Source organism: Pseudoalteromonas piratica (assembly GCF_000788395.1).
In the GTDB taxonomy this organism is placed as follows: Bacteria; Pseudomonadota; Gammaproteobacteria; order Enterobacterales; family Alteromonadaceae; genus Pseudoalteromonas; species Pseudoalteromonas piratica.
Genome location: NZ_CP009888.1, coordinates 310,966 through 333,264 on the forward strand (window position 1 = coordinate 310,966; position 22,299 = coordinate 333,264).

23 protein-coding genes and 1 pseudogene are annotated in these 22,299 nt (G+C 37.6%); 8 read left to right on the forward strand and 16 right to left on the reverse strand.

Annotated elements, in window-relative coordinates:
* Positions 1–181: 181 nt before the first annotated feature.
* A complete protein-coding gene (locus tag OM33_RS01320) occupies positions 182–397 on the reverse strand; it encodes a hypothetical protein (protein ID WP_038637725.1) in 216 nt (71 codons plus the stop codon).
* A gap of 230 nt (positions 398–627) precedes the next feature.
* Positions 628–1,011 (reverse strand): annotated as a pseudogene (locus tag OM33_RS22710) (integrase core domain-containing protein); the annotation flags it as partial.
* Positions 1,012–1,628: 617 nt separating this feature from the next.
* Here OM33_RS22710 and OM33_RS01330 point away from each other — a divergent pair.
* From OM33_RS01330 to OM33_RS22460, 6 genes are all read left to right on the forward strand, one after another.
* Positions 1,629–1,859 carry a hypothetical protein gene (locus OM33_RS01330; RefSeq protein ID WP_038637728.1) on the forward strand — a complete coding sequence of 77 codons (231 nt, stop codon included), beginning with the start codon at positions 1,629–1,631 and terminating at the stop codon, positions 1,857–1,859.
* Between the two features lie 64 nt (positions 1,860–1,923).
* Positions 1,924–2,385: a hypothetical protein gene (locus tag OM33_RS22455; RefSeq protein ID WP_234402716.1), complete on the forward strand. Its 462-nt coding sequence runs from the start codon at positions 1,924–1,926 to the stop codon at positions 2,383–2,385.
* A gap of 12 nt (positions 2,386–2,397) precedes the next feature.
* A complete protein-coding gene (locus OM33_RS01340; protein ID WP_038637734.1) occupies positions 2,398–3,636 on the forward strand; it encodes an HlyD family efflux transporter periplasmic adaptor subunit in 1,239 nt (412 codons plus the stop codon).
* Position 3,637: 1 nt separating this feature from the next.
* On the forward strand, positions 3,638–5,755 hold the full coding sequence (locus tag OM33_RS01345) for a peptidase domain-containing ABC transporter (RefSeq protein WP_038642873.1): 2,118 nt from the start codon (positions 3,638–3,640) through the stop codon (positions 5,753–5,755).
* 394 nt (positions 5,756–6,149) lie between these two features.
* A complete protein-coding gene (gene traF, locus OM33_RS01350; protein WP_052140855.1) occupies positions 6,150–7,592 on the forward strand; it encodes a conjugal transfer protein TraF in 1,443 nt (480 codons plus the stop codon).
* A 179-nt stretch (positions 7,593–7,771) separates the two neighbouring features.
* Positions 7,772–7,924 (forward strand): hypothetical protein, encoded by a 153-nt coding sequence (locus OM33_RS22460; RefSeq protein WP_199922478.1) that lies wholly within the window; start codon positions 7,772–7,774, stop codon positions 7,922–7,924.
* 64 nt (positions 7,925–7,988) lie between these two features.
* Here the strand turns inward: OM33_RS22460 and speD are convergent, their stop codons facing one another.
* From speD to rpe, 10 genes are all read right to left on the reverse strand, one after another.
* Positions 7,989–8,801 carry an adenosylmethionine decarboxylase gene (gene speD, locus OM33_RS01355; RefSeq protein ID WP_038637736.1) on the reverse strand — a complete coding sequence of 271 codons (813 nt, stop codon included), beginning with the start codon at positions 8,799–8,801 and terminating at the stop codon, positions 7,989–7,991.
* A gap of 97 nt (positions 8,802–8,898) precedes the next feature.
* Entirely contained in the window at positions 8,899–9,303 is a 405-nt protein-coding gene (locus OM33_RS01360; protein ID WP_038637740.1) for an OsmC family protein, read from the reverse strand.
* A gap of 93 nt (positions 9,304–9,396) precedes the next feature.
* On the reverse strand, positions 9,397–9,735 hold the full coding sequence (locus tag OM33_RS01365; RefSeq protein ID WP_038637743.1) for a DUF3802 family protein: 339 nt from the start codon (positions 9,733–9,735) through the stop codon (positions 9,397–9,399).
* Between the two features lie 178 nt (positions 9,736–9,913).
* Complete coding sequence (gene astD / locus OM33_RS01370; RefSeq protein WP_038637745.1) at positions 9,914–11,380, reverse strand: succinylglutamate-semialdehyde dehydrogenase; 1,467 nt, start codon at positions 11,378–11,380, stop codon at positions 9,914–9,916.
* 19 nt (positions 11,381–11,399) lie between these two features.
* Entirely contained in the window at positions 11,400–12,422 is a 1,023-nt protein-coding gene (astA, locus tag OM33_RS01375) for an arginine N-succinyltransferase (protein WP_038637748.1), read from the reverse strand.
* A gap of 60 nt (positions 12,423–12,482) precedes the next feature.
* Positions 12,483–13,688 (reverse strand): aspartate aminotransferase family protein, encoded by a 1,206-nt coding sequence (locus OM33_RS01380; protein WP_038637750.1) that lies wholly within the window; start codon positions 13,686–13,688, stop codon positions 12,483–12,485.
* Between the two features lie 311 nt (positions 13,689–13,999).
* Positions 14,000–15,160 (reverse strand): HDOD domain-containing protein, encoded by a 1,161-nt coding sequence (locus OM33_RS01385; RefSeq protein ID WP_038637753.1) that lies wholly within the window; start codon positions 15,158–15,160, stop codon positions 14,000–14,002.
* A gap of 11 nt (positions 15,161–15,171) precedes the next feature.
* Complete coding sequence (locus tag OM33_RS01390) at positions 15,172–15,756, reverse strand: anthranilate synthase component II (RefSeq protein ID WP_038637757.1); 585 nt, start codon at positions 15,754–15,756, stop codon at positions 15,172–15,174.
* A gap of 65 nt (positions 15,757–15,821) precedes the next feature.
* A complete protein-coding gene (trpS, locus tag OM33_RS01395) occupies positions 15,822–16,826 on the reverse strand; it encodes a tryptophan--tRNA ligase (protein ID WP_038637760.1) in 1,005 nt (334 codons plus the stop codon).
* Between the two features lie 95 nt (positions 16,827–16,921).
* Positions 16,922–17,596, reverse strand: coding sequence for a ribulose-phosphate 3-epimerase (gene rpe, locus OM33_RS01400; protein WP_038637763.1), 675 nt, complete (start codon positions 17,594–17,596; stop codon positions 16,922–16,924).
* A 229-nt stretch (positions 17,597–17,825) separates the two neighbouring features.
* Here rpe and OM33_RS01405 point away from each other — a divergent pair, with 229 nt between their 5' ends.
* A complete protein-coding gene (locus tag OM33_RS01405; protein ID WP_052140856.1) occupies positions 17,826–18,134 on the forward strand; it encodes a hypothetical protein in 309 nt (102 codons plus the stop codon).
* An 11-nt stretch (positions 18,135–18,145) separates the two neighbouring features.
* Positions 18,146–18,316, forward strand: coding sequence for a DUF2970 domain-containing protein (locus tag OM33_RS23045; RefSeq protein WP_199922479.1), 171 nt, complete (start codon positions 18,146–18,148; stop codon positions 18,314–18,316).
* Here the strand turns inward: OM33_RS23045 and OM33_RS01415 are convergent.
* The 4 genes from OM33_RS01415 to aroK all read right to left on the reverse strand — a co-directional run bounded on the left by OM33_RS01415 (position 18,313) and on the right by aroK (position 22,266).
* Entirely contained in the window at positions 18,313–19,152 is an 840-nt protein-coding gene (locus OM33_RS01415; protein ID WP_038637768.1) for a Dam family site-specific DNA-(adenine-N6)-methyltransferase, read from the reverse strand. The two genes, OM33_RS23045 and OM33_RS01415, sit on opposite strands and share 4 nt — an antisense overlap.
* Before the next feature lie 77 nt (positions 19,153–19,229).
* Positions 19,230–20,660, reverse strand: coding sequence for a hypothetical protein (locus tag OM33_RS22465; RefSeq protein WP_038637771.1), 1,431 nt, complete (start codon positions 20,658–20,660; stop codon positions 19,230–19,232).
* A complete protein-coding gene (gene aroB, locus OM33_RS01425; protein WP_038637774.1) occupies positions 20,650–21,729 on the reverse strand; it encodes a 3-dehydroquinate synthase in 1,080 nt (359 codons plus the stop codon). The genes OM33_RS22465 and aroB overlap by 11 nt, the downstream gene beginning before the upstream one ends.
* An 18-nt stretch (positions 21,730–21,747) precedes the next feature.
* Positions 21,748–22,266, reverse strand: a complete 519-nt coding sequence (gene aroK, locus OM33_RS01430) for a shikimate kinase AroK (protein WP_038637776.1) — start codon at positions 22,264–22,266, stop codon at positions 21,748–21,750.
* Between the last annotated feature and the right edge of the window lie 33 nt (positions 22,267–22,299).

The window sequence follows — 22,299 nt, forward strand, 5'->3', positions numbered from 1 at the left end:
TCATTTATTTTCAAAGTGAAGTAAGACAGAAAGTGTTATTAGAGATAAATACAACTTTAAGGTTGCATTTAGAAGGGAATCACATAAAAGACAGAATATGCTACCTAGAGCTTACACTGGGAGTGTAACTCCCCCAAAAAATGAAACAGTTCATAAGAGGATTTTCCATTAACTAAAAGATTCAATTTACGTTGCTCTTGAATAACCACTTAGTAACTTGGCTTAAAAACCAATAAAATAGCAACATAGCTATAAATCTGACTGCAAAAGAAATGATTTTGTTTTCGTTGCTAGCATCAAGCAAAGATGAACTCAAAACTTCAATTCCTAATGTCATCCCCAGAATATCGACTAATCCGAATGCGACTAGCGCCAAAATGATTGTTCTTAAATTCATAGTTCTCCTAGCATGTCTTATACAGTTAACAGTATATAAGCATGCACTTCGGGTTAAATCAAAAATAAAATAGTTTAACAAGTGAATACAAGCTAAATACTCATTAATAAAGCTAACAAATGGAATGCCTGATGTCTAAGTGGAATTTGTTTTTAGGAGAAAGCTTTTAGATATCCGAGCTAAATGGCAGGATATGTAAATTAATAGTTTGTTTATTTGAGTTAAGCTGCCTAATGTTCAGACAGCTGTCTATAGTAATTTCCCTCATATTCAATCGCCAGTAGAACTCAGTAACCGTTTATTGTTAAACCAGTCAACCAAATCTAAGGTCACTAGTTCAACTTGTTCCAGACATTTCCATGGACCGTCTTTGTGGTTCACTTCGCCTTATAAAGGCCGTTAATCGTTTCAGCCAACGAATTGTCATAGGAATCTCCATCGCTGCCGACAGAAGCGCTGCAGCCAGCTTCACTTAACCGTTCAGTGTAACGAATAGAAACATACTGGCTGCTCCAATCACTGTGATGGGTCACGCTATTCGGTTTGCCTCGCGCCCATAATGCTTTTTCCAACAGATCTAACATCAGCACAGTTTGTATTGATTTTAATGCACGTCAGCCACTTCGTGAATAGACGTCCACTACACAGTCTAGAAAAGCATTTTGGCTTAACGAACTCGCCTAACTTCCGGTTGACAGCGGGTTACATCACCCCTTTATCACACAATGAGTCATTGCCGCTCAGATTCAGCTATCTACACAACCAGATAGCGTCATAAACAAATTAAATTTCAGTTCAATTATTTATGAATTTCAAATAGACTCGTGGTCCATTTGAGCAATCCTTGCTGTCGCTGAACTCAGAGTACACTGTAGGTAATATCGGTGACACAAATTTATCAGATTCTGCCACCACAAACTGTTGCTGTACATAATTATCTGAAATGACAAATAAGCGTATATTTCAAAACAACTTATTATTTTTGATTAACCTTCACCTAAAACAACAAAAACTAGTTTGCAGATTTATATAGGCACTCCAAAAAACAAACAGCAGGTATGATAATAATTTGAAAATGAATGTAAACAAAGTATTAAAACCCATATCAAAGAGTATTATTATTAACTCGTTAGCAAATTCCTTGCTAACTACAGCATAAGGATATGCAAAAAATCTTAGCCAATTCTCTGAATATCCTTATAAATACCAATCTAAAAAAAGGAAAATCATCGTGCGTGAATTAAATGCGTTGGAAATTTGCGAAGTTAGTGGTGGATCTAGAGGTCGATTCTTAAAGTGGCTTGGTGAAGCTATTGCCGGAGGTATGTTGTACGACCAGCTCAAGTCAGCAGCTGAGAGTGCTTGGAATGCAGATTGGGATGATTTGGTTATGAACGTTCCAATATCTGTCAACGTACAAACCAAAACTGTTACTTTATTGATTGATAAAGACAAAGATTAGTTCTTAAGATGTCTTGGGGAGGTGGAATTTATTACCCCTCCCATATCTCTTCGAGTGAACCTAAGTGATTAACTACTTATCGAACAAAAAAAACATTATTAGCTATATATCCTTATCTTTATTAATATCTCTGATCTCGTCTATTTCAATCTTTTTGATCCTAAATATCATATTCCCAGCAGAAGATATCGGAAAAAGTTTTGAAGGGAACTTTACAGAATTAATTATTATTTTAGGCTTTCTCACGCCATTAGTTGAGACCTTACTACTATTAATAGGGATTTTGTTTATTAATCGTTTCTCTAAAAATATACATTTAACTTCTGCTATTTCTGCAGTCATTTGGGCTGGAATGCACTCATATGTTAGCCCTGTATGGGGAGTAGTTACTTTTTTGCCATTCTATATATTTTCATTGGCATTTTTAGTTTGGAAAGAAAATTCTATATTGTGTGGTTTTTTTGTGAGTTTCATTATTCACTCTCTACAAAATAACTTTGCAGTATTTCTTATGGTTTTAGAGTGATAAAAAAGTTATATGGCAAACTTATTTAGAAATGAGGTTATTGAAAATAAAAAGTCACAAATTTTAGGCAATGTAATACTTACTCAACCCCAAAATTTTACGACTATTACTTTTTATTTAACATTAATAACAGCACTAATCGTCCTTTTTTTGTCTTTTGCTTCATTAAATAGAAAGGAAGTAGTCAAAGGGTACCTTACACCAAACTTAGGTCTTAAAAAGGTTTACCCTCATAGAGGTGGAATTGTTGACAATATTTTTATATCTGAAGGAGATTTTGTAGAACAAGGTCAAAAACTTTTTAGTATAAAAAGTGAAAATATTATGAGTACTCAAGGAAGCGAAAACTTAATATTAGAACTTGAAAAACAGATTAAAGATGCGACGAAACAGAAAGTTATATTAAAGAACTTAAATGATTTAAAGAAAAAAGAACTAGAAGAGTCTATCAAATATTTAAAGAAATCATTTATTACTCTTGACACCCAAATTAATGCTTTAAAAAAGCGGCTCAAAATAAACAAAGAAAGAAGAAAAAAGTTTCTCAGATTACATGAGAAGAATAACATCTCAGAAGAGCTTTTCAATGAACAAGAAGAGGCTTATTTAAGCATCATTGGCGATATAGCTGTAAATGAATCACATCGTGAAAAGCAACTCGAATTATTAAACTTGAAAAATATAGCTTTAGAATCTTTACCAATAGAATTCGAAAAGCAATTACTTAACATTAATAAAATGATTTCTGAATTAACCTTACGAAAAGAAGATATTAGCGAAAAAACATCACTTGATGTGTTATCGCCAAGTGCAGGTAAGGTTACTTCTATACAAGTTTCTTCGGGGGAAATGGTCTTTTCACATATTCCTTCACTTTCGTTAATACCAAAAGATTCACATTTAGAAGCTGAATTATTAATTCCAACAAGATCATATGGATTTATAAATAAAAATCAGATCACGAGAATTAGGTATGAGGCTTTCCCATATCAACGGTTTGGTGTTGCAAAAGGCATCATCTCTGAAGTCTCAAAGTCTGTCATTTTGCCTGGTGAACTTCTTGTACCAATTGAAATTAAAGAGCCTGTATATAAAGTGAAAGTAAAATTAGAAGATCAGGCAGTATCATTATATGGACGTAAATCTGAACTACAAGCAGGAATGCTGCTTGAAGCCGATATAATCTTGGAACGCAGAACTCTTTTAGAGTGGTTGCTTGAACCAATCTTTAGCATCACAGGGAAATTCTAAATTGGAAAATAATGTTAGTCTGCTATCTCTAGTAAATTTCAATTCATCAAACAAACTTCCTCAGATAATCCAGTCAGAATTATCTGAGTGTGGTATTGCTTGTATTGTTATGATTAGTAGCTTTTTTGGTAAGAAAGTAGATATTAATTATTTAAGAAAGCGATTTGAAACATCTCTGAAAGGTTCAACATTACATCAGCTCATTTCGATTTCTGATGAGCTAGAGCTATCCTCTAGGGCGCTTAGGTTAGAATTACATGAATTAACAAACCTCAAACAACCTTCAATTCTTCACTGGGACTTAAACCATTTTGTTGTCTTAAAAAAAGCGACCAAAAATTATATTGAAATTCATGACCCTGCAATTGGGCTCAGAAGGTTGAGCTATAATGAAGTTTCTAAACATTTCACAGGTGTAGCTTTAGAATTAACACCAACAAGTGAATTTAAAAAGGAAGATGTTAGACAAAAGGTAAAAATTCAAGACTTGTGGAATAAAATGATAGGCCTTATTCCCGCGTTATTAAGAATTCTATTCTTATCCTTAATTCTACAGTTTGTTGCTCTTGCCAGTCCATATTATCTTCAATTAGTTTTAGATGAAGTAGTACTTAGTCATGATTATAACTTGCTGATAGTCTTAGCTTTAGGGTTTGCATTACTAACAATTATCAACATATTAACTACTGCGTTTAGGTCTTTAGTGACACTACACCTAAGCAGTATTTTGAGTATTCAACTTGCATCAAACCTTTTTAGACATCTGCTAAGACTCCCACTTAGTTTTTTTGAAAAAAGACATACAGGAGATATAGTCTCGCGTTTCGAATCATTAGATTCTATTAATAAAATAATAACTACAGGTTTAGTTGAAATATTAGTTGATGCTTTAATGGCATTATCAACCCTAATTCTAATATATATCTATAGTCCTCAACTAAGCTTAGTAGTCATATCGGCGGTTCTTTTATATGCTCTTTTAAGATTAGTTTTGTTCTCACCAATGAAGAGGTTAACTGAAGACTCTATTGTTACTGCAGCCAAAGAGAACACAAACTTTATGGAAACAGTAAGAAGTGTTCAAAGTATAAAGCTATTTAATGGTGAATCTAAAAGAGAAATAAAGTGGCAAAACTGCTATGCAGACAATATTAATGCAACTATTAAACTTGGCAAATTAAACATCCTCTTTACAACTCTCAATAACAGCATTTTTGGATTTGAAAAAATCATAATAATTTTTTTAGCTGCAAAGGCTGTTATGGCTGGTGGATTAACTATAGGTATGATGATGGCATTTATGTCGTACAAACAGCAGTTTTCGAGTCGAATGATAGCTCTCATAGAAAAATTACTAGAGATTAAAATGTTGAACTTACACCTTGGTAGAATTGCAGACATTGCATTGACTGATAAAGAAAATACTGGCAAAAGAATTCAAAACAAAAGATTAATAAAAGGTAACTTAATGATAGATAACATTGGCTATCGATATACCAGCGATGAGCCATATATTTTTGAAAACTTATCATTAAAAATTGATGCTGGTTCATCTATAGCAATTACTGGCCCGTCAGGAGTAGGTAAATCAACATTATTAAAATTACTGATGGGTATTTTTAGAGTTCAAAGAGGAAACTTATTAATTGATGGTCAAGAAATAAATCATTTAGGGATAGAGAATTATAGAAGCCAAATAGCAGCCGTAATGCAAGATGATCAATTGATATCTGGCTCAATTAGAGAAAATATCAGCTTTTTTGATACACATATTAAATTCGATAAAGTCGAGGAATGCGCTAAAAATGCAGGGGTTTATGAGGATATTATCAAAATGCCAATGGGCTTTGATTCATTAATTGGTGAAATGGGCTCTGTTCTTTCTGGTGGTCAGAAGCAAAGAATCCTATTAGCTAGAGCATTATATAAAGAGCCCAAAATATTATTCCTTGATGAAGCAACTAGTCATCTAGATATCTCCCTCGAAAAAATGATCAATGATAAAATTAAATCTTTAAATATAACTAGAATAATGGTGGCTCATAGACCCGAAACCATTTCAAGTGCCGACAAAGTTTACACTTTGTCAAATGGGAAGCTAATTGAAGTTAAAAAGTAAGAAAAATAAAATATACTAGCTCAGACTTGACCTGACTGTTACCAGTTTTTCAATCGGTGAACTGATTTAATTAGACAGGTCAGAGAGTGTTTAGAAATAAATACAACCTAAAGGTTACATTTTAAGAGTACCACATCAAAGACAGGATATGCTACCTAAAGCTCACACTGGAAGCTATTCACGAAACGGACGGACAGTATCAACTTCTTTTTGAAAAGTCATTTACCCCATATAATGGTTCAAGTCAGGGTGGGGCCACCATTTTTCTATAACACTCCCTTTTGTATTTTCTTTCACAATTACAATAATTTAAATTACTTGTAGCAATTCATTGTGTATACATTTTATTCTTGAGTATACTTTTAAGCCTATCTTCTAATTAAAGATTTTTAATATGCGAAAGATATTGCCCTATTCCATCATTGTACTGTGCATCTCTAGCTGTATCTTTAACTTTGCACTTGCAAACATTCAATCTAAACATACTAAATTAAATTTTTCGCAACGGGCTTTAACTAGCGATGCTAATCCAGCAAACACCGCCTTGGTTGTTAAACGTGATGATAACCATGTAATGACAGGTGCAATGCTCAATGGCACTGCATCACTCGAATATGGTAATTTGGACGAGCTTTTTGAAGCATACAATAAATTATCTGGTGACTTTGAACAATCAGAACCCCCTCCAGGAACACCAACTAACCCCATAGAGACACCCGAACTCATCGACTGGGATAAATTATTTGAAACATACCCTAACTTAGAAGATCGATTAGATATCTTAAAAAATGAAGTGGTATCACTAGCAAGCTTACTTGCGCTGATTGCGACTGAAGGTTACGGTAAAGCTGAATTAGGCTTAGAAGCTCCGTTTTTGCTAAGTTCGGATTTTTATGGTGGCACGGTATTACTCGGCACGAGTTACACAGGCTACTCAAAAGCTGAGGGCATTTTAGAGCAGATCCAATTTGATGCTGAGCAAGCAAAAAATGAGTTAATGCGAATACCTGATTTTGATGAAGATGATGGAATTCAAGAACTGGACTTAAGTGCTGGATTAAAAATGCTGTATAACCCACAAAATAAAGGGGTTAAATTAATCGTCACAAACGATAGCCTGTTACTTGTGAAATCGGCTCGGATTAGTAAGGTCAATTTATCCTACTCGCGCGCTCAATATGAAAACGATTACGGCACATTATATTGGGGCGTTAAACCTACTTATTTCAATATTGGTATGACAAGTTTAGGGGTACGAATTGGCGACTTAGAAGATGCCGAAGCCATTTTCGATGATATAAAGAATGGCGATTACAGTTATCAACATGGCTTTGATGTTGATTTTGGGTTGTCATTTGCAAGTAACAATTACCTTATTGCTGGCCATTTGAAAAATGCCATAGAAAGCGACTATCGTTTTCCACAAATTGATAGACGCCGCTTTAATTCCCCTTATGTACTTCAGCAACTCGACAAAAATGAGCGATTTACACTAGAACGCCAACTTACTTTGCAAGGCGCTCTATTCAGTGAAGATCATAAATGGAGTTTTAGCCTTGAAGTAGATGCTAATGCCATTAACGACCCTATGCTTGATAAATTCCAATGGCTTAACTTCACCGCAGGTTATGCCGCAGATAGTTGGTGGTTACCCAGCGCTCGAGTGGGCTTTAGTCGTAATTTAGCAGGCTCAGAGCTAGCCTACTTGAATGCTGGGTTAACGTTTATGAAGTTTATCAATTTAGATGTTGCATCAACGCTTGATACCGTTGAAATTGACGGGCAGGATTATATGCGAGGACTCAGTGTATCTTTGGGCATTCAGTTCGATTATTAATAAACTTTATAAAGCTGATTCCTTTAAAATATTTGAGCTTGTTTACATTTGTTTATATTTCAATGCCCTTAACGGTAGATGCAGAGCAAAAAATGAGCAATCATTGTTTGCGCTTGATTAATAAACAAGTGCTTTGATCGCAGTTCATACTTTAATTGCAATAACAATAGAGAACAAAGATGATTAGCTTAATTTTATACTTTGCAATGCAACTTCAGATAAATGATATTGCCAATGATACAAACCAAGCAGTCAGTGATGTAACTGATGTTGGCTCTTTAGGAAAACCACCTGTGAGAGTACCTCCAAAAGTAATCAAAACTGATAAGTAGTCTTTTGAAGTTAAAATAAGACACTAATTCGATATAAAAAAAGGCGCTAAAAGCGCCTTTTTTATTAAACTGCTGAGTCAGCTGGGTAGTTCCTGCCGTAAAATATTTCGTGCATTTCTCGTGTCAGCTTATGACGAATTTCCACCTGTTCTTCTTCAGATAGATCATCTGTTGTGATGCCAAATAAATATGTATTCAGATCGGTTTCTTTAAGTAACATTTTCGTATGGAATAAGTTTTCCTGATACATGTTCACATCGATCATCTGATACGCATCTTGAGTATCTTCCGACATAAAGTTTTGAATTGAATTAATATCATGGTCAATGTAATGCTTTTTACCATCAACATCACGGGTAAAGCCACGCACACGATAGTCGATTGTTACAATATCTGATTCTAGAGAGTGAATTAAGAAATTTAATGCCTTCAGTGGTGAGATAACGCCACAGGTCGACACTTCAATATCAGCACGGAATGTACAAATACCATCATGAGGGTGTTCTTCAGGGTAGGTATGTACACAAATATGGCTTTTATCTAAGTGTGCTACTACAGAATCCGGAAGTGGACCTGGCTCTTCTTGTTGAGCAGTCGCATCAGCAACAGGCTCTTCTGAGATTAAAATAGTTACACTAGCGCCTTGAGGGTCATAATCTTGACGCGCTACATTGAGAATATTTGCACCAATAATATCTACAACTTCACCTAGAATATCGGTCAGGCGTTCAGCACTATACTGTTCGTCAATATACTCAATGTATTCTTTACGTTGCTCTGGTGTTTTTGCATAACACACATCATATATACTAAAGCTAAGGCTTTTTGTCAGATTATTAAAACCGTGTAGCTTTAATTTTTTAAATGGCTTTGGCACTGTAAACCACCCTCAATTGTATAAAATAATCGCGATTTCGCATTTGAAGATGGCGGATTTTATATGAAAATCCACCCGCGCAAAAGGACTATTTTCGCTATTCTTCTACGATCTCGTAGCTATGTGTAATATCTACGGTTTTATCCAGCATTAGTGCAACAGAGCAGTATTTTTCTGCAGACAAACTAATCGCTCTGGAAAGGTGTTTTTCTGAGACATCTTTACCAGTAACAACAAAGTGTAGATTAATTTTAGTAAAAACTCTTGGTGTTGTTTCTGCTCGCTCTGCAGAGAGTTTTACTTCAAGGTTTGAAAAGTTTTGTTTCGATTTTTGTAAAATACTAACAACGTCGACCGAAGAGCAACAACCTGCCGACATTAACACCATTTCCATTGGGCTTGGCGCTGCACTATCACTGCCAGTATCAAATACGACATTGTGTCCGGAATGTGATAAACCGACAAAAGTATCACCATCTACCCATTTAACATTTGCTTGCATTATTTACACTCTTATTTGTTAATCTAACAACGATTGTATGCAAGCAAAAAAAGATAGCAATAAAAAGAGGTTAACGGATTTGTTGAGATAGCGTTATGACACAGCTGAATCGAATAAGTTTTTAACTAAACCTGCAAACTCATCAATAAATGCATGTTGCTCAATAGTTACTGGTTGATTAATCACGCCTGACAATACTTCTTGTAGATCATACACAATACCATCAACCTCGCGCATAATCAGGCTGCGGTCATCAACACTTAAATCTTCATGCTGCATGCAAAGGTTAATTATTTGCTCAGCAATATCGTCCTCAATCAGTGCCATTACCGTAGGCGCACCGGGGCGCACTTCGCCAGGCTTTTCGAACAAGGATAAATGTTCTGTTAAATACATAATGAGCTCATCATAACCTTGCTTATCAATTACCATTATTTGCCCTACTACTTCATCATAATTTGTTTCTATTTTAAGCAGATTAGCTTCGAGATTGCTAGCCTATACTTTTTCATTAGTAAACTACCCTGATGTCGTAGCAATTTAACTAATATCACACTAACTATAGACATAAAAAAAGCAGCTTGCGCTGCTTTTTTAATTAAACCAAGTACTAAATTTTAATACCTGGGCTTAATGTTGCTGGCATAGCAACCTTTTCTAATTCTACTGATGCAACTGGGTACGCACAGTAATCTGCCGCGTAGTAAGCACTCGCTCTGTGGTTACCTGAAGCGCCAATACCACCAAATGGTGCCGCACTTGATGCGCCAGTAATTGGACGGTTCCAGTTTACAATACCCGCACGGATGCGACGTAAGAAGTGATCATAATCAGCAGCATTATCGCTTAATAAACCTGCCGATAAGCCATAATCAGTGTCGTTGCCTTTCTCGATCGCAGCATCAAAGTCTGTATAACGGAATACTTTCAATAATGGGCCAAAGTGCTCATCATCTGGGAAATCAGTAATATTAGTACACTCAATAATTGCTGGCGTTACAAAGCCTGTACCCGCAGTGTGTGTCATTTCAATCAATGATTCACCACCAAGAGATTGTAGTTGCGCTTGAGCGTCCATCATCGACTTAGCAGCTGCTTCAGAGATCATTGACCCCATAAACGGCTGTTCTTCATCGTCGAAAAAACCAACTTTGATTGCTTTTGTCGCTTCAATAAGCTTGGTAAGAATAACATCACCTTGCTCACCAGCTGGTAAAAATAACTTACGTGCACACGTACAACGTTGACCGCTCGATACGAACGCTGATTGGATAATATCGTGAACAACAGCATTGGTGTCTGCCGCATCTTTAACGATAAGCGGGTTATTACCCCCCATTTCAAGTGCTAGGATCTTACCAGGCTGACCACCATACTGCTGGTGAATTAAGTGACCTGTGCGCGATGAACCTGTAAAGAACAAACCATCAATACCACGGTGAGACGCAAGTGCCTTACCAGTTTCAACTTCACCTTGTACTAGGTTAATAACGCCTTTAGGTAAGCCTGCTTTTTCCCACAGCTTAAGTGTTAACTCAGCAACCATTGGCGTAAGTTCAGACGGTTTAAAGATAACCGTATTACCGGCTAATAGCGCAGGTACTATGTGACCGTTAGGTAAGTGACCAGGGAAGTTATAAGGACCAAATACCGCTACAACACCATGGGCTTTGTGACGGATCACAGCACGGCCTTGAGGCATCGGGTTTTCAACTGTGCCTGTGCGCTCTAAATACGCTTTTTCAGAAATACCGATTTTACCAATCATTGCGCCAACTTCCGTTGCCGTTTCCCAAAGTGGTTTACCGGTTTCAAGAGCGATAGCATTCGCTAACTCATCTTTATTTTCAGCAAGCTGTTCAGCAAATTTCTTAACAATCTCTAAGCGTTGTTCAAATGTTAAATCAGTCCAGCTATAGAACGCTTCGCGAGCAGCTTTAATTGCAGCGTCAACTTGCTCTGCAGTTGCAGCAGTTGCTGACCAAATTACTTCCCCTTTTGCAGGGTTTAACGAGCTAAATTCAGCTCCTTCACCAGCTAACCACTGGCCATTTATAAACTGAGCGGCGTGAGTCATCTCAATTTCTCCTAACTATTTAAAGTGGTGCGACAGTAATCACATCACCTTCAGAAACATGTAGCGCATTTGCAAGTTCAGCTGACAGAGTAATAGTGTCACTGCTTGCATCCAAGGTCATTGTCGATAGTAATGCCCTAAAGTCAACCAACTTATGATTTGAAAGCATATAACTTTGCTGAGCATCAGCATTCATCTCGCCAATAATCACTTTACGATTTTGGCAATCACGAATTGTTTTGATGTTGCTGACATCAGCTTCAACTGTCGGTCCAGCATCGAAAATATCAACATAGCCATTAAAGGTAAAACCTTCACTTTTTAGCAATTCAATTGCCGGGCGTGTTTTTTCGTGTACTTGCCCAATCACAGCTTGTGCATCTTTACTTAACAGATTGACATAGATTGGGTATTTCGGCATCAGCTCGGCAATAAAGACCTTTTGACCAATACCCGTTAGGTAATCAGCCGTTGGAAAATCCATTGAAAAGAAGTGTTCTTCAAGCCATTGCCAAAATGGGCTTTCGCCATTTTCATCAGACACACCACGCATTTCAGCCAATACTTTATTAGCGAAACGTTCAGCATGCGCTTTCATGAACATAAAACGCATTTTGGATAACAACTTACCATTTCCACCTTTACGGTAGTGATCTTGAAGATACAAAGTACATAACTCAGTTGCACCTGTATAATCATTACACAAGGTAAGAATATCTACTGCTTTGTAAACGTTAAGTTCACGTGATGAGTGGATCACCTTACTTAAGTGATAATGGTAAAATGCGTCATCTAAACCAACCGCAGCCTCAATTGCAGAAGTACCGACAACGTCACCCGTTGATAGGTCTTCCATCACAAATAAGTAACCTTCATCTTCAGGATGTGATACAGATTTGTTAAAACTGTTTTCAGAACGCGCTATTTTAGATTTAAGCAGTTCTTCATTTTGCGGCAAAGACGTGAAGCCATGGCCTGAATCCTCAGCAATCTTCATTAAAGCTGGATAATCCGAGCTTTTAATCGGACGAACGATAATCATTGGTAGCCCCTATAGTAAAATTAAGAAAAGCAGCAAAATGCTGCTTTTCTACCTTTGCTCTTAGCCATTAACAACTTGTGCTACAGCTTTAGCAAAACGAGCCATACCTTCACGGATATCAGCTTCAGGAATTACTAATGAAGGCGTGAAACGAACAACATCAGCGCCTGCTACAAGCGCCATTACGCCATGTTCTACACCAGCCGTCATAAATTCTTTCGCACGACCTTTGTATTCGTCGTTAAGTGCTAAACCTAGTAATAAACCTTTACCACGCACTTCTGCAAATACGTTAAATTCAGCATTAATTTCAGCAAGTAGCTCTCTGAATAACGCTTCTTTTGCAGTAACACCTTCAAGTACTTCTGTTGTATTAACAGTATCGAATGCGGCTTCTGCAACTGCACATGCTAATGGGTTACCACCATAAGTTGAACCGTGCGTACCTACTTTAAGGTGCTTCGCAATTTCTGTTGTTGTTAGCATTGCACCAATAGGAAAACCACCACCAAGCGCTTTTGCTGTTGATAAGATATCAGGTGTTACACCTAATCCTTGGTAAGCGTATAAATCACCTGTACGACCTACACCTGTTTGTACTTCGTCAAAAATAAGTAGCGCGTTGTGTTTGTCACATAACTCGCGAACACCTTGGATAAATTCTTTTGTCGGGCTTACTACACCACCTTCACCTTGAAGAGGTTCAAGCATAACAGCACATGTATTATCAGAAATAAGTGCTTCAAATGATGCTAGGTCATTGTAATCAGCGTGTGCAATATCACCAGGTTTAGGGCCAAAACCATCAGAATAAGCAGCTTGACCGCCAACTGTTACAGTGAAGAATGTACGGCCGTGGAAGCCTTTGTTGAATGATATAATTTGTGATTTTTCGGCACCGAATTTATCAAGTGCCCAACGACGTGCAAGTTTTAATGCAGCTTCGTTTGCTTCTGCGCCAGAGTTTGCAAAATATACTTTTTCAGCGAATGTTGCTTTCGTTAACTTTTCCGCTAAGCGAAGTGATGGCTCATTAGCCCACACATTTGATAAATGCCATAGCTTTTCGCCTTGTTCCTTCAGTGCTGAAACAAGCGCAGGATGACAGTGACCTAAGCAATTAACCGCAATGCCTCCAGCAAAGTCGACATACTCGTTATCTTGTTGATCCCATACACGTGAACCTTCACCTTTAACTGGAATTACCGCAGAAGGTGAATAGTTAGGTACCATTACTTGGTCAAATAATGCTCTTGAAACTGTCATGTTTACTCCTCATCAATTTTTAGGTTCACATGGCTTAATTACACTTTTGTGACACCTAAGCCCGCTATATCGGGCAAAATTCGGACTATCATTATTCCAGAAAAATCCCCAACTGTCTCCATTAAAAATAGCTCCAACACCTTTAAATTCAAGGGTTTCGTATAAATTTTCATGTTATATGAATAACTATTTTAATTTATTGATGAGTGTTCTATCACACGTTGCTATACAGGCTAGTAATTAGTTAAATTAATGAAATTTATTCATCTTGCATGAATAGGCGTAAAAAAATTGTGAAAAATAAAGAAAGATTAACGCTCAATGCGTAATTGTAAGTTTTGCAAACTGGTGCTCGCCAATAATTTAAGCTCATTCGCACTGAATTTGTAAAACGTAAAAAGTGCTTTTGCCTCATCAGGCTCAATAAGTGCATGCTTTTGTAAAAACTTATAGTGGCTATAAGCTCGCCCTTTAAGTACGGTCTGTGCCAGTGGCGTACATTCAGTAAAGACTGTATTTTCGGCGATTTCGCGCATTGCTGATGCGATCGGAATATATTTAAGTGACATTTGCTCAATCAATGCACATGATACAGTCGGACCTTTTTCAACCAATAAATTTCGTAAGAAAAGCGCATCAGGTTGTAACTCGGAAAGCGCAGAGTGACGTTCTTTTTGACCGTTTTCTCTTGCTTCTCGTGCATTTTTCTCCCATATCACATCAAATAATCGCAAATAAAGCCTAATGAGCGCCATATTCCCAACGCCATGGAACATGCCAAGCACAAAGGGTTGATATGGGTCCTGATTACTTATTTCTGCTAATTTACGCGATGCAATACCCGCAGCCATACCTGTTTCCCAAAGTTTTCGTTTAAGCATATCAAAGGGAGCGGTACTGTGCGGTGTCCAGTGCTTTAATGAGAATGTTGGTACTATCAGCTTTAAATTATCTAAGCCTATATAACGTAGCGCAAGTGAGACATTATCTACGCGAACCGCTTTTGCAGGATCTTTCTCTTGGCGATATTGCGGGAGGTTTATTAACTTTAAAATATCTTCACCAAGCCAGTGAAGGTCATTAATTAGTGGGTCAATCCGACCTACTGAGGCTGATTTAACAGCCAGAATATCCAATGTAGCCGGTATATTATCTTGTATTTGAATAATTTCTTTATAGATATAATCAATATCGTTTATTAGTTTATCAATTTCATCTTCTATTTGTTGGTGTAGATCCGCATTGACATCAACGATAAATTGCGCATTTTTTGAATCTATTTTTTCCCGCGCTTTCGCTGCAACTTGCTCAACTTCTAATAGTTTGCGAATCGGTAATGGTTCACCGTAATCAATATCAAGAGTATGAATATAGCCTATTTGCTGCTGGGCGAACTTTTGTCCCAGCAGTAAATCATGAAATCTGCCAAGCAACATCTCAATCTGCCACTTTTGCTTTATTGCTGTATTCATTAAGCCGTTCTTTACCGATATTTGGTTATAAAGTTATTCAAGAGTGCTAAGCCTGACTCAGTCAAAATTGCTTCAGGGTGAAATTGCACCCCTTCAAGCGCCATGCTTTCATGTTGGATACCCATAATTTCGTTTTCCACACTCTCCGCTGTTTGACTCCAAGCTGTTACTTTAAGCTCTTTTGGCAAACTCGCCTTTTCGACTACCAGCGAATGGTAGCGGCAAACTTCCAGTGGCATGGGTAAACCACTAAATACCCCTTGATTAGTATGGATTATTTTTGATGTTTTGCCATGCATCACACGCTCTGCACGCACCACATTTCCACCAAGCGCTTGCGCAATAGTTTGATGGCCGAGACAAATTCCAAGAATCGGAAATTGTCCCTTTAAGCGACTAACAACCTCAAGTGAAATACCCGCTTCATTAGGTGAACAAGGGCCTGGCGATATAACTACATACTGGGGTTTTAGGTTTGCTATTGCAGATACCGAAATCTCATTATTACGAACAACTTTGACTTCAACATCAAGACGTTGAAAATATTGCACAAGGTTGTAAGTAAACGAATCATAGTTATCTATCATTAACAGCATGAAATATACCTATTTATAGAAAAGCCAGGCGACGCCTGGCTCTTATTTAACGTTAAAACGCTCTATTAAGGACGAGGGATCATACCAAGCGCGTTATAAACCGATTTAAGCGTTGATTCTGCACGTTCGCCTGCTTTTTCAGCACCAGACTTCATAATACTGTTCAACAATGATTGATCTTCGCGTATTTCTTTAAAGCGTGCTTGGATTGGTTCAATCATGTTCACTACGGCTTCTGCTGTATCTTTCTTTAGATGACCGTACATTTTGTCTTCGTAAGTTGGAACAAGCTCTTCAATTGTTTTACCTGTAGCCACAGATAACAGGGTTAATAAATTAGAAACACCTGCTTTTTCTTGTGTATCAAAATAAATTCGCGCTTGCTCATCAGAGTCAGTTACTGCTTTTTTAAGCTTTTTCTCAATCTTTTTCGGCTCATCTAATAACATGATGTAACCATTTGGATTATCATCCGACTTAGACATCTTCTTGGTCGGGTCTTGTAGACTCATGACACGAGCACCAAACTCAGGGATGTAAGGCTCAGGGATTGTAAAAACATCGCCGTATAAGTTATTAAAACGCGTTGCAATATCACGAGTAAGTTCTAGATGTTGCTTTTGGTCTTCACCTACAGGCACTTGATCAGCTTGATAAAGTAAAATATCAGCCGCTTGTAATACAGGGTAACTAAATAAACCAACATTGATGTTATTGGCATTTTTTGCTGATTTGTCTTTAAACTGCGTCATGCGGTTAAGTTCGCCCATTTGCGCATAGCAGTTTAACACCCAACCAAGTTGTGCATGTTCTGGTACTTGCGATTGGACAAATAATGCTGACTTCTCAGGGTCAATACCGCAAGCTGCATATAATGCAATACCATCAAGAACACGTTGTTTTAATATTTCAGGATCTTGACGAACAGTTAGGGCATGCAAATCAACAAGCATAAAGTAACAATCATGATTTTCTTGCAACTTAAGCCACTGGTTAATGGCACCGATATAATTACCAATTGTCATACCACCGGTTGGCTGAATGCCACTTAACACTACAGGCTTTGTCATGATTTTCCTTTACTAATATAATTTACAAATAAGGCCGACAATTTTAAATGCTTCGAGCTGGGAAGCAAGTTTTTGTCGACCTGAATTTCAGTTTTTTAAGATTTAACGTGTGCCAGTTGCTCACGCATTTTATCAATCACGTGTTTGTAATCTGGTTGATTAAAAATCGCAGAGCCTGCGACAAACATATCGGCGCCAGCTTCAGCTATCTCAGCAATGTTATCAACATTAACCCCGCCATCAATTTCAAGACGAATATCATAGCCTGATTGGTCAATCATTTTGCGAACCGCACGCAGCTTATCAAGTGTATTTGGAATAAACTTCTGACCACCAAAACCTGGGTTTACTGACATCAATAAAATAACGTCAAGTTTATCCATCACATATTCTAGGCAGCTTAGCGGTGTTGCTGGGTTTAGTACTAAGCCTGCTTTGCAACCATGTTCTTTAATTAATGAAAGTGTACGGTCTACATGCTCGCTTGCTTCAGGGTGGAATGTAATTATGCTTGCACCTGCGTCGGCAAACATCGGAATAAGTGTATCAACAGGCTTAACCATTAAATGCACGTCTATTGGCGCTGTTATTCCATAATCACGTAACGCTTTACAGACCATCGGACCAATCGTTAAGTTAGGCACATAATGGTTATCCATTACATCAAAATGCACGACATCTGCACCGGCGTTTAATACATTGTCCACTTCCTCACCTAAGCGGGCAAAATCGGCTGATAAAATAGAAGGTGCAATTAAATACTGCGACATAACACTTCCTTAAAATTTTTTGTTAACACATTGAACGGGAACAGAGATTTGCTTGATTATAAGCGCACTATACTCTACCTTATTTTTTTTCAAAAAACACCTTTACAAATGGTTAACATTTATAACATAATTTGAGATGGACTAAGTGTATTTTGCGGTAAAATACCATTGTGTTGTTCCTGAAACTTGGTTAAGCTTTAGCCAAGTAATGAATAGGAAGGGGCATATTATGTTCAGCAAAGGAATCAAACACACAGCATCAGCCGCAGCTTTTACAGTGTTTTCTGCGACTTCTTTCTCTTGGATTACCACCACCGAATCAACAAATCCTAATTGCTCTTGCCCTTCTCAAATGCAAGCAAACAATGCTAACTACTTACCGGTTGGTAACTGTCAAGCCCGCGCAGCTAACCAGAGTTGGTTATCATGGTTAACGGGCAAAAGTCGAAGCTCTCAATTTCATTACTTAGACTTACTTGAGTTATTAGAGTCAGGAAAAAAAGAAGCTAACACTAATTATACTAGCCATATAAGATAATGGGGATTGTGATGCAGTATGTACAAAGCATAATCGCTGCATTATTTGGAATTCAAAGTGATAGCAAACGCCGTGAAGACTTCCAGAAATTATCTGTAAAACACCTCATTGCCTTAGCTACCTTGATGACTGTAGCTCTGATTATCTTAATTGTATTCGTAGTAAATATCGTAATAGGTTAGATTTCAAAATCTGCATTTGCTGATTTGTAGAGCGCCATCAATTCCCCAACTTTATTGCGCTTGTTCCCCTTAGGACTAATTGTTCGCTTTACCTGGATCACATCTAGGCTCGCTTGAGCATAAATTTTACGTGTCCATAAAGTATCATGGTTTGAGATTAGCACAGAGTTCCCTTGGTTAAACGCTTGGCTCTCTGCAAGGTTTGCTAGATTCGCTTGATCATCAAGGTCAAAACCTCCTTTGGCATAGCTTGTAAATGAAGCGGTTTTGCTCAAAGGTACATAAGGAGGGTCACAGTAAACCACAGCATTTTCGGGAATAGCTTGAAATACTTCTTCGTAATTTAAGCAAGTAAACGTCGCTTGCTGTGATTTCTCAGCAAAAAAATACAATTCGTTTTCAGGAAAATAGGGGCGTTTATATTTGCCAAATGGTACGTTAAAAATACCTTTTTTATTATAACGACATAACCCATTGTAGCCATGGCGATTCATATACAAAAATAAAATTGCACGCTCATAGGCATCTGATGACTCATTAAACTGTTTTCGATATGCATAATACACATCAGCATCATTATTAACTTCAACGAACAATTTACGCGCATCAGCTATAAATTCATCGGGATTATCTTTTAATTCATTGTAGAGATTAATAAGATCAGCATTGATATCATTCAAGATATAGTGCTTAAACTGGGTATTTAAGAAAACAGATCCAGCACCAACAAAAGGTTCGACTAAGGTGTCTGCTGTTGGTAAGCGTTTTGAAAGCTCTTCAACTAAGCTATATTTACCGCCTGCCCATTTAAGAAATGCGCGTGTTTTTTTGTTCATGCTAGCTGGTTATTTTTCTTAATAAATTACGTTAAGGCGAGCTATTCTACACTAGCTACAGTGACTAAACTATGGCTTTAATTATTTGCTTGTATTTGTTGCTGAATTTTGCCAATAGATTTAACAAAAGCACCTTGTTTTAACAAACTTTCAGGCAATTGTTGCCTTGCCTTTTGTGCTTCAGCTAATGTTTCAAATAAACCATAGGTAAGCCCAATCAATACATTGCTTTGTTTTGTTATTTCATAGACTTGCGTTGAGGTTAAATTGTTTTCCATCACAGTATTTGTGAGCACTTGCCTATCACGCACCACCATTAATTGAATGGTGTAATAGCTTTGAGGTTGAGATAAAAACCAATCATTACCTGAAAGTACTTTGACGGGATGTTCTGGCTGCTGTTCTGGCTGCTGTTCTGGCTGCTGCTGTTCTGGCTGCTGTTCTGGCTGCTGTTCTGGCTGCTGTTCTGGCTGCTGTTCTGGCTGCTGTTCTGGCTGCTGTTCTGGCTGCTGTTCTGGCTGCTGTTCTGGCTGCTGTTCTGGCTGCTGTTCTGGCTGCTGTTCTGGCTGCTGTTCTGGCTGCTGTTCTGGCTGCTGTTCTGGCTGCTGTTCTGGCTGCTGTTCTGGCTGCTGTTCTGGCTGCTGTTCTGGCTGCTGTTCTGGCTGCGCAGAAGTATTTTGCTGATTACCAGGGATGTCAAATGACTTATTTACTTCAGATGTAGCATCTTGCGCAGTAATTACCGTTAAAGGAGCACCAATTTCTGAATCGTTTTGAATAGTGTGTGCTTGTTTTGAGTAATAATACAAACCGCTTGCAAATAAGGTTAGTAATATTGCAACAATGACCAGCCAAGCATAAATTTTGACTTGTTTTTTTCTAGTTTCAACTTTTAATTTTTGTTGCGAATTATCATTTTTCCAAGCTAGTAACAATTGAGGGTTACCATGGCTCGCTTCTAAAAAAGCTTTAAAGACAGGTTCATCTTCATAAGGCAAATCTTGGAAGTACATCTTCATTAACGTAATGCTTTCTATTTGGTTTAGAGGCTCTAAATGAATATTAATTGCATCACTAACTGGTAATTGTCTTGTAGCTGTTAATAAGATTCGAATTTGCCCCTGATAAAGCTCAGTTAGTTGGAATAGTTCGCTGGCGAATTCATCACTTATAAAGTGCGCATCATCAATAACGATTAATAGTGGCTCAACATTCCCCTTTGATAAGATTGCAAAGTTATCAAGAATGCTTAAGTCATAATCAATAAGAGGTTTGGAAAAGCTTTGCTCTAGTATCTGCCCCAACAAATGACGATCTTGGGCACTACGGGAGCCTTGGACATAGGATTTATTGTATTCGGGAAATTTATCTGAAATGAAGGTCTCTGCAAGATAACTCTTACCAAGACCCACCTCAGAAATTAGACATATATAATTATTGCCATAAGCAAACTGTAACTCGATGCGATCTACTAGTGCTTGCCTACTTGGCAATATTTTAGTTTGCATGCAGTCTAAATAACTCTTCAAGTTCTTGTTGTGTCACATCATCAACAAGCTCACATTTACCAAATGATGTAGGGATAATAAAACGTATTACTCCCTGTTTGTTCTTCTTATCTTTAATCATGTGCTTAACAAAGTCATCGCATGACATTGAAGCAGGTGCTTGAACAGGTAAATTGAACTTAGCGAGCAAATTAATAATACGCTGCAATTCTTGTTCTGATAAATAGCCTCTTAAAAAAGCTAGTTGTGACGCTAACACCATACCAGTTGCAACAGCTTCACCATGAAGCCAATTGCCATACCCCATTTCAGCTTCTATCGCATGCCCAAAAGTGTGACCGAGGTTTAATAATGCCCTTAAACCAGACTCTTTTTCATCTTGTGCAACAATTTCTGCTTTAATTTCACAACAGCGATAGATTATTTTACTTAATGCATCAGTTTGATGCTCTTTTATGGCGCTAAAGTTATCTTCAATAAATGTAAAAAAGTCAGCATCATAAATTAAACCATACTTAATGACTTCTGCTACACCCGCTGCAAACTCTCTATCTGGTAGAGTTTTCAACGTATTACTGTCGATATAAACTGCTTTTGGCTGGTAAAAAGCACCAATCATGTTTTTACCAAGAGGGTGGTTTACAGCTGTTTTACCACCAACAGAAGAGTCAACCTGAGAAAGTAAGGTGGTAGGGACCTGTATAAAGTCAACGCCACGTTGATAACATGCAGCTACAAAGCCTGTTAAGTCGCCAACAACACCGCCACCTAATGCGATTAAGCAAGTATCTCTACCGCAATTATGCTCTAGTAAAAATCGGTTAATAAACTCAAAATATTCGAGTGATTTAAACTGTTCACCATCTGGAATGATGCACGACAAGAAAGAATTGTTTGGTAGTTGTGAAGTTAGTTGATTTAAGTAGATAGGAGCGATTGTCTCATTAGAAACAATCACAACTTTTTGACCTCGAACAAATTCAGATAAATTTGGACTGTCGGTCAGATTATTTTGAGCAATATAAATTGGGTAGCTGCGCTCACCCAAATTAACTGATAATTCAAGCATGCGCATCCCCTTTTATATTTAGAAATTTATCTTTTCGATAATTTGATTGGCAACTACTTTTGCACTTTGTTCATCGGTACGAACAACGAAATCAGAAACTTCAACATAAAGCGGATTACGCTCGTCTGCTAAACGAACCAATACATCTTTTGGCTCTTCTTCTGTTTGTAGTAACGGACGCTTCTTGTCACGTTGTGTACGTGCTAATTGCTTTTCGATCGGTGTTTCTAAATAAACAACGATGCCACGAGCAGAAAGCTTGTTACGTACATCTTTACTAATAATAGAGCCACCGCCTGTTGCTAGCACGATACCTTGCTTTTCTGTTAAATCAGAAATAACAGACTCTTCTCTGCGACGAAACCCTTCTTCACCTTCAATATCAAATACCCAAGCGATATCTGCACCTGTACGGCGCTCGATCTCTTGGTCTGAGTCAAAAAACTCTAAATGAAGTTGGTCTGCAAGGTGACGACCAATAGTGCTTTTACCTGCGCCCATTGGGCCCACTAGAAATATATTACGTTTTTCAGCCATATCTTTTAGTACAAACGAACTCTAAAATTGAAA